7 protein-coding genes are annotated in these 7,400 nt (G+C 64.1%); 6 read left to right on the forward strand and 1 reads right to left on the reverse strand.

Annotated elements, in window-relative coordinates:
- Positions 1–21: 21 nt before the first annotated feature.
- The 6 genes from recN to EN884_RS18635 all read left to right on the forward strand — a co-directional run bounded on the left by recN (position 22) and on the right by EN884_RS18635 (position 6,209).
- Positions 22–1,695 carry a DNA repair protein RecN gene (recN, locus tag EN884_RS18610; protein WP_063168305.1) on the forward strand — a complete coding sequence of 558 codons (1,674 nt, stop codon included), beginning with the start codon at positions 22–24 and terminating at the stop codon, positions 1,693–1,695.
- Between the two features lie 96 nt (positions 1,696–1,791).
- Entirely contained in the window at positions 1,792–1,971 is a 180-nt protein-coding gene (locus EN884_RS18615) for a hypothetical protein (RefSeq protein WP_063168304.1), read from the forward strand.
- 162 nt (positions 1,972–2,133) lie between these two features.
- The gene (ligA, locus tag EN884_RS18620; RefSeq protein WP_063168303.1) at positions 2,134–4,338 is read left to right on the forward strand and encodes an NAD-dependent DNA ligase LigA; all 2,205 of its coding nucleotides are present in this window, start codon (positions 2,134–2,136) and stop codon (positions 4,336–4,338) included.
- On the forward strand, positions 4,338–5,030 hold the full coding sequence (locus EN884_RS18625) for a TIGR02453 family protein (protein WP_063168302.1): 693 nt from the start codon (positions 4,338–4,340) through the stop codon (positions 5,028–5,030). Before ligA ends, EN884_RS18625 begins: the two co-directional genes overlap by 1 nt.
- Before the next feature lie 157 nt (positions 5,031–5,187).
- A complete protein-coding gene (locus EN884_RS18630; protein ID WP_063168301.1) occupies positions 5,188–5,916 on the forward strand; it encodes an AzlC family ABC transporter permease in 729 nt (242 codons plus the stop codon).
- Complete coding sequence (locus EN884_RS18635; RefSeq protein ID WP_013530970.1) at positions 5,913–6,209, forward strand: AzlD family protein; 297 nt, start codon at positions 5,913–5,915, stop codon at positions 6,207–6,209. The genes EN884_RS18630 and EN884_RS18635 overlap by 4 nt, the downstream gene beginning before the upstream one ends.
- 183 nt (positions 6,210–6,392) lie before the next feature.
- Here EN884_RS18635 and EN884_RS18640 read toward each other — a convergent pair.
- A partial coding sequence (locus EN884_RS18640; RefSeq protein WP_128360669.1) for a M24B family metallopeptidase occupies positions 6,393–7,400 on the reverse strand: 1,008 nt, incomplete at its 5' end.

The following is a 7,400-nucleotide window of genomic DNA, read 5'->3' on the forward strand; positions in this document are numbered from 1 at the left end:
CCGTCCTAGATTCGGGTTCTGATGCTCTCCAGACTGTCGATCCGCGATATCGTCCTGATCGAGAAGCTGGATATCGACTTCCAGCCGGGTCTTTCGGTGCTGACCGGCGAAACCGGTGCCGGCAAGTCCATCCTGCTCGATGCCCTGTCGCTGGCGCTTGGTGCGCGCGGTGACGCGTCGCTGGTGCGCCATGGCGCGGCGCAAGGCCAGGTTATCGCCGTCTTCGACGTGCCGCGCAATCATCCGGCCCGTGCGCTGCTAGCCGACAATGCCATCGAGGATGACGGCGACATCATCCTGCGCCGCCTTCAGACCGCGGACGGCCGTACCCGTGTCTTCGTCAACGATCAGCCTTCGAGCGTCACCTTGATGCGCGATGTCGGGCGCGCGTTGGTCGAGATCCACGGCCAGCACGATGAACGTGCTCTGGTCGATCCCGGCGCTCACCGCGAGGTGCTCGATGCTTTCGGCGGCCATCTCGGCGCCGTTCGCTCGACTGGCGAGGCATGGCGGCATTGGCGCGCCTGCGAGCAGGAGTTGTCGCGCCACCGTGCCAAGGTGGCGGCGGCGGCGCGCGAGGCCGACTATCTGCGTGCGGCGGTGGCGGAATTGACAAAGCTCGATCCGCAGCCGGGTGAGGAGACCGATCTTGCCGAACTGCGCGCGTCGATGATGCGGGCCGAGAAGATCGCGTCCGAAATCCATGACGCGCAGGATGTGCTGTCCGGCCCGTCGTCGCCCTTGCCGCAACTGGCCAGCCTGCTGAGGCGGCTGCAACGCAAGGTGACGGAGGCGCCAGGCCTGCTCGACGACGTGGTCAAGTCGCTCGACGAGGCGATGCTGTCGCTCGACGCGGCCCAATCGGGCGTCGAGGCCGCACTGCGCGCCACCGAATATGATCCGCAGCGGCTGGAGAAAGCGGAGGAGCGGCTGTTCTCGTTGCGCGCGGCCTCACGCAAGCACAGCGTCGCCGTCGACGATTTGGCGCAACTGCGCGACACGATGTCGGCCGATCTCGCCGACCTCGACGCCGGCGAGGAACGCCTGCACGGGCTGGAAAAGCAGGCCGCCGCGGCACGCGAGACGTATGACATCGCAGCCGCACAGCTGTCCTCGCTTCGTCATGCGGCGGCGGTCGGCCTGACCAAGGCGGTCATGGCGGAACTGCCGGCCCTGAAGCTCGAACGCGCGGCCTTCATCGTGGAAATGAAGAGCGATGCCGAGAGCCGCATGGAAGAGGGCATTGACCAGATCGAATTCTGGGTGCGCACCAATCCAGGCACGCGGCCCGGGCCGATGATGAAGGTGGCCTCCGGCGGCGAGCTTTCGCGCTTCCTTCTGGCGCTGAAGGTGGCGCTGGCCGACCGTGGCTCGGCGCCGACGCTGGTTTTCGATGAAATCGACACCGGCGTGGGCGGCGCTGTCGCCGACGCCATCGGCCAAAGGCTGGCGCGGCTGTCGAAGCGCGTGCAGGTGCTGTCGGTGACGCACGCGCCACAGGTGGCGGCGCGCGCGGCGACGCATTTCCTGATCTCCAAATCCGGCACCACCGACCGTGTCGCGACCGGCATTGCCGAGATGGACCGGCCGGCGCGGCAAGAGGAGATCGCGCGCATGCTGGCCGGCGCCACGATCACCGACGAGGCCCGCGCCGCCGCCGAGCGACTGCTGCGCGAGAACATCGCGGCGTCCTGATGGCGCATGGTTCGGCAGTGGATCGAAGCAAAGGAAGCCGAGAAGCCAACGGTTCGCGGGCCGTATAAGAAACACTCAGCGGCTTAGGAGAATCCGATGGATTTGGAAGAGGAAACTGTCGAATTGACAAAACTTCTCTCAGGAAAAATGGTGATCCACGTTTGGCGGTTTCGTGCGGCAGAAGTACTGATTGAATTCACAGATGGAACCCGACTGTTCGTCGATGCACGGTCCGACGCGATTGAGTGCTCAGTGACCGATGGGATTTCAGACTGACCCACCACCTACGGTTCGCCGACCAGTGAAAATCCGGGCTTTGCAACAGAGTCAGCATATGGCTCCATCCCGCTGTTTCGGCGTGGTTTTGTCAGAATTCAGCTCCCTTCCATCCGAATCCTGATCTATTGTCCCGGGCCAACAGCAGCCAGGTGCAAAACCATGTCCGAAAAACCAGTCGATGCCCTGACCGAAAGCGAGGCCGAAGCCGAGCTGAAGCGTCTGGCGGAAGTGATCGCCGAGCACGACCGGCGCTACCATACCGAAGACGCGCCTATTATCACCGACGCGGAATACGATGCGCTGGCACGGCGCAACCTTGCCATCGAGGAGCGCTTTCCAGCGCTGGTGCGCGAGGATTCGCCATCGCTCAGGGTCGGTGCGGCACCCGCGGAAGGCTTTACCAAGGTGCGCCATGCGGTGCCGATGCTCAGCCTTGCCAAGGCTTATACCGACGATGACGTCGCCGATTTCATCGAACGCGGCCGGCGGTTCTTCGATCGCGACAAGGAGCTCGACATCGCCTTCACGGCCGAGCCGAAGATCGACGGGCTTTCGGCTTCGCTGCGTTACGAAAACGGTGTGTTCATGCAGGGCGCAACGCGTGGCAACGGCGCCGTCGGCGAAGACATCACCGCCAATTTGAAGACGATTGCCGATATTCCAGCGAGGCTGAAAGGTTCGGACTGGCCCGAAACCATTGAGATCCGTGGCGAGGTCTACATGACCTATGCGGAATTCGAGGCGTTGAAGCAGCGGTCGGCGGCGGTCGGCGGCCAGGACTACGTCAATCCGCGCAACACGGCGGCCGGTTCGCTGCGCCAGAAGGATCCGTCCGTTACCGCCAGCCGCAACCTCAAATTCTTTGCCTATGCCTGGGGCTATACGACAGCGGATCCGGCTCCGACCCAATATGATTCGGTGCAGAAATTCGCCGAGTGGGGGTTCAAGATCAGTCCGCTGATGGTGCGGGCGAAATCGGCCGACGAGTTGATCGCGCATTATCATCGGATCGAGGAGCAACGTTCGGCACTTGGCTATGATATCGACGGCGTCGTCTACAAGGTCGACCAGCTGGAATTGCAGCGCCGATGGGGGTTCGTCACCGGTGAGCCGCGCTGGGCCGTCGCGCACAAATTTCCGGCCGAACAGGCGATGACGACTGTGCAGAAGATCGACATCCAGGTTGGCCGTACCGGCACGCTGGCGCCGGTCGCGCGGCTGGCGCCGGTCACTGTCGGTGGCGTCGTGGTCGAGAATGTCACGCTGCACAATGAGGACTACATCAAGGGCCTGGACAGCACCGGCCAGCCGATCCGCGACGGCATCGACGTGCGCATCGGCGATACGGTGGTGATCCAGCGGGCAGGCGATGTCATTCCGCAGATCGTCAGTGTCGTCATCGACAAGCGGCCGGCCGATGCCGTGCCATACGAATTCCCGCATACCTGTCCGATCTGCGGCTCGCCGGCGACGCGCGAGATCAACGAGAAGACCGGCAAGGAAGATTCCCGCCGCCGCTGCACCGGCGAGCTGATCTGCCCGGCGCAGGCGGTGGAAGGATTGCGCCACTTCGTGTCGCGCGGTGCCCTGGACATCGAGGGGCTGGGGGCCGAGAACATAGATACGTTCTTCAATGCGGGATTGATCAAGACCGCCGCCGATATCTTCACGCTCAAGGATCGCCGTCCGGCCGTCACCAGGGCGCTGGCCGAGCGCCGCGAGGAGCAGGCCAGGCAGCGCGAGGCCGCATCGGGCAAGACACGCAAGAATGTGCGCAGCGTCGAGGATCGCAACTATGAAAGCCTCGACAAGCTGTTCGCGGCCATCGACTCGCGCCGCGAGCCGGAACTCGACCGTTTCATCTTCGCGCTCGGCATCCGCCATATCGGCGAAACGACGGCGGCCGTGCTTGCCCGCACCTTCTCGACCATCGAGGAGCTGATCCGCGTCGGCAAGGAGACAGCGGCCGCGGAGGATCCACATACTGTCTTCCCATCGGTCAACGGCATCGGCGATACGGTGATCGATGCGCTGCGCGGCTTCTTCGGCAATGAGCGCAACGACGACGTGCTTGAGAAGCTGCTCGAGCAGGTCAAGCCGAAGCCGTATGTCGTCACCGTCTCGGCCGACAGTGAGGTCGCCGGCAAGACGGTCGTGTTCACCGGCTCGCTGGAGAAGATGACGCGCTCCGAAGCCAAGGCCATGGCGGAGCGCCTCGGCGCCAAGGTCGCGGGCTCGGTTTCGGCGAAGACGGATCTGGTGGTCGCCGGGCCGGGCGCCGGCTCCAAACTCAAGCTTGCCAGTGAGCTCGGCATCGAGGTGATCGACGAGGATGCCTGGCTGGCGCGGATCGGCAAGGCGTGATGGAAGGCGCATTCAAGGGGTTCGGCCCAAAGGCCATTCCGTTCCTGAAGGCTCTGGATTTCCACCAGAACCGGGAATGGTTCCTGGAGAATCGCGACCTGTTCGAAAAGGAATTGCGCGATCCCTTCGGCGATCTGGTCGACACGCTGACCGAGCGCTTCGCAAAGGCAGGGCTCGGCCTGCGCGGCGACCGCAAGAAGTCGCTGTTCCGGATCAATCGCGACGTGCGCTTCGCCAAGGACAAGCGGCCCTACAACAGGCATTTGTCGGCCATCCTGTCGCCCGACGGCACCAAGATGGAGCAGGGCGTGTTCTACGTGCATGTCGGGCTTGAGCGCTGCTTCGCCGACATTGCGTGGTGGCAGCCGGAGCCGGCGCTGCTGCTGGCGATGCGCAAGGCCATCGCGGCAAAGCCGGGCGAATTCCAAAAGATGGTTGCGGCGTTGAAGAAAAATAGCCTCGAACTCGAGACCGAAGGCCGTATGAAGCGCACCCCACGCGGCTTCGAGCATATCAGCGATGCCGACCTGGCCGCCGCCATCCGCAACCGGCATTTTGTCGTCCAGCATGTCATCGATCCGGCGGGAATCCACACGGCTGATCTGGTCGACGAACTCGTCGATTTCACCTTGCGCGCCAAGCCGCTGCTCGACTGGGGCAGGGCGATCGAGGGCAAGATCCCGAAGGAATAAGCGTCTAACTCAGCCGATCCCGCGATCATTTCCGCTGATCGTTTGGCTCAAGCGAATTCGTGTGACACGGCAAGCCGCGCCACCTACATACCGCGCTTCCCTTGTTGTTGTGCATGTCGTTATCCCCCTTTTGGGCGACATGCATCAGGAGTGGTTGATGGCGACGGACGTAATTTCCGAGAGCGGCGACAGAAGCGATTTCTGGCAAGGCGTGCGGCTGTCGATGCCTGTGGTGGTGGCCTCGGCGCCCTTTGCGGTGCTGTTCGGCGCGCTCGCCGTGGACAATGGCTTCTCGGTCCTGGAAGCCTTTCTGATGAGTGCGCTGGTCTATGGCGGCGCCAGCCAGATGGTCGGCATCCAGCTGTTCGGCCAGCATGTGGCGCCGTGGCTGATCGTCCTGTCGATCTTCGCCGTCAATTTCCGCCACGTGCTCTATTCCGCCGGCATCGGCCGGCGCATCGCGCACTGGCCCCTCATCCAGCAGGCGCTTGGTTATTTCATCCTGACCGATCCGCAATTCGCGGTGGCCGAAGCGCGGGCGCAATCGGGCCGGACGGTCGGCTTTGCCTGGTATCTGGGACTTGGCTTGCCTGTCTATCTGTTCTGGATCCTCGAAAGCGCGCTTGGCGCGCTGTTCGGCAAGCTGATCCCCGACACGCACGCGCTGGGCATCGATTTCCTGCTGCCGATCTATTTCCTCGGTCTCGTGCTGGGCTTCCGCAAGCGGCCTCTGTGGCTGCCGGTGGTCATTGCCAGCGCTGCCGCCTCCATCATCGCCTACAAGACCGTGGGCTCGCCCTGGCATGTCTCGATTGGCGCTGTTGCCGGTGTGCTGCTGGCGGTCATCCTGCCTCCCCACCATAGCGGCGTAAAGGCACGGCCATGAGCACGACCTTCTGGATCATTATCGCCGGCGCAATCGCGACCTATCTGACGCGCATCGGCGGGCACCTGGTGATATCGCGCTTCGATACCATCCATCCCCGCGTCGAGGCCGGCCTCAATGCCGTGCCGGCGGCGGTGCTGACGACGCTGGTAGCGCCCGAGCTGTTGAACGCCGGCCCGGCGGAATGGGCCGCACTGGTGGTCACCGCCGTGGTTTCGCTGCGCGGTGGGTTGATGGCGATGTTTTTGGCGGGCGCGGCGGTATTGATCGTGGCGCGGCAGTTCGTCGGGTAGGGCGTATCGATATTCAGGTGATGACGGCCTGCAAACGGCGGCTTCCTGCGCTTCCCCGTTCTACCGCGTCGCGGTAGAACTGAGCTCACGTACCCAAAAGTACGCTTCGCTCCGGTTCACGGAACCCATCGTTTTCGCTCGTCCTGACCTGAATCTCGACACGCCCTCGGCGCCTCAGAAAAATCAAATCTTCGCGTCGTGCGGCAGCGGCGCGGTGGCCTTCTCCAGCCAGGCCAGCGTTTCGCCGTCGAGCATCGGGCCGATCTCGGCCAGCACGCGCGCGTGGTACGAGTCCAGCCAATGCAGCTCGTCACGCGTCAGAAGGTCCGACTGCACCAGCCTGGTATCGATCGGCGCCAGCGTCAGCGTCTCGAAGCCGTGCATGGCGATGTCGCCGCCCTCGATCTCTTGCGCCGGCGTCACCAGGATCAGGTTCTCGATGCGGATGCCGTAGGAGCCTTCCTTGTAGTAGCCGGGCTCGTTGGACAGCATCATGCCTTCGAGCAGCTTTTCGGTGCCGGTGCGGGCGATACGCTGCGGGCCTTCATGCACGGCCAGATACGAGCCGACGCCATGGCCGGTGCCGTGGGCGAAGTCGCAGCCGTGCTTCCACAGCGCCATGCGCGCGACGGCATCGATCTCGGAGCCGCGCGTGCCGGCGGGAAAGCGCAAGGTGGAAATGCCGATCATGCCTTTCAGCACCAGGGTGAAGCGTTCGCGCATCTCCTGCGTCGGCTGGCCGATCGGCACGGTGCGGGTGATGTCGGTGGTGCCGTCCTGATACTGCGCGCCGGAATCGAGCAGGAACAGCTCGCCGGCCTGCAGCTTGCGGCTGGTGGCGCGCGACACGCGGTAATGCATGATGGCGCCGTTCGGGCCGGCGCCCGAAATGGTGTCGAAGGAGACGTCGCGCAGCGGCATCTGGGTTTCCTCGCCGGTCCGCCGGCGCTGTTCCTCCAGCCTGGTGACGACAGCGATCTCGTCGAGCGAGCCGGGTTTTTGCCGCTCCAGCCAGCACAGCAATTTCGCCACGGCCGCACCGTCACGCCGATGCGCGGCGCGCGAGCCGTTGATCTCGGCCTGGTTCTTGGTGGCGCGCGGGATTCGGGCAGGATCTGCTGCTGCAATGACGGCGCCGCCATTGTCCTCGACCAGCATGCGCAGCCGGTCAGCCGCCAGCACCGGGTCGAG

Source organism: Mesorhizobium sp. M7A.F.Ca.AU.001.01.1.1, from assembly GCF_004022735.1.
In the GTDB taxonomy this organism is placed as follows: domain Bacteria; phylum Pseudomonadota; class Alphaproteobacteria; order Rhizobiales; family Rhizobiaceae; genus Mesorhizobium; species Mesorhizobium ciceri.

Excerpts from the sequence above, each read along its gene's own strand:
- recN (WP_063168305.1), top strand. The coding sequence starts at position 22 with ATGCTCTCCAGACTGTCGATCCGCGATATCGTCCTGATCGAGAAGCTG.
- EN884_RS18615 (WP_063168304.1), top strand. The coding sequence starts at position 1,792 with ATGGATTTGGAAGAGGAAACTGTCGAATTGACAAAACTTCTCTCAGGA.
- ligA (WP_063168303.1), top strand. The coding sequence starts at position 2,134 with ATGTCCGAAAAACCAGTCGATGCCCTGACCGAAAGCGAGGCCGAAGCC.
- EN884_RS18625 (WP_063168302.1), top strand. The coding sequence starts at position 4,338 with ATGGAAGGCGCATTCAAGGGGTTCGGCCCAAAGGCCATTCCGTTCCTG.
- EN884_RS18630 (WP_063168301.1), top strand. The coding sequence starts at position 5,188 with ATGGCGACGGACGTAATTTCCGAGAGCGGCGACAGAAGCGATTTCTGG.
- EN884_RS18635 (WP_013530970.1), top strand. The coding sequence starts at position 5,913 with ATGAGCACGACCTTCTGGATCATTATCGCCGGCGCAATCGCGACCTAT.